This is a genomic window from Comamonas aquatica NBRC 14918 (genome assembly GCF_000739875.1).
Lineage (GTDB): Bacteria > Pseudomonadota > Gammaproteobacteria > Burkholderiales > Burkholderiaceae_C > Comamonas > Comamonas aquatica.
In genome coordinates, this window is sequence record NZ_BBJR01000017.1 from 1 (window position 1) to 579 (window position 579).

Consider the following 579-nt stretch of genomic DNA (forward strand, 5'->3'; position numbering starts at 1 on the left):
ATAGCTCGTTGGGACGGCTGGCCTTGAAGTGCCGGTTGACGTGGTCCAGCGGGCACGGCGCTGATGTGTCAGGCGTGGTGGTACGTACCGCCCTGCCACGGCGAGCCCCTTGCAAGCCCATGGCACGCATCAGTCGCTCCACAGTACAACGTGCCACCGGGATGCCCTCGCGGTTCATCTGCAGCCAGACCTTATCGGCCCCGTAGACCTGCCAGTTGGCATGCCACACGCGCTGGATGTCGGCCTTCAAACCCTCGTCACGCTGGGCGCGTTGACTGCGCAGTTGCGGGTTGCGTTGCCGGGCTGCGTGGCGCCAGTAACACGACGGGGCCATCTGCAACACCCGGCAGATGGGCTCGACCCCGTAGTCGTCACGGTGGCGGTCGATGTAGTTCTTCAAGACTTCAATCGGCGGTCGAGCTGCGCCTGCGCAAAAAACGCGCTGGCCGTCTTCAGGATGTCGTTGGCCCGGCGCAGCTCCTTGACCTCACGTTCCAGCTCCTTGATGCGCTGGGCTTCTGACGTGGTGGTACCGGCACGCTGGCCGCTGTCGACCTCGGCCTTCTTGACCCAATCGTT

General features: G+C 64.2%; 1 pseudogene and 1 other annotated feature. The pseudogene reads right to left on the minus strand.

Features of this window, described 5'->3' with window-relative positions:
• Positions 1 to 579 (minus strand): annotated as a pseudogene (locus CA2_RS01330) (IS3 family transposase); the annotation flags it as partial.
• Positions 326 to 442, minus strand: a sequence feature (AL1L pseudoknot). Its footprint overlaps the pseudogene before it by 117 nt.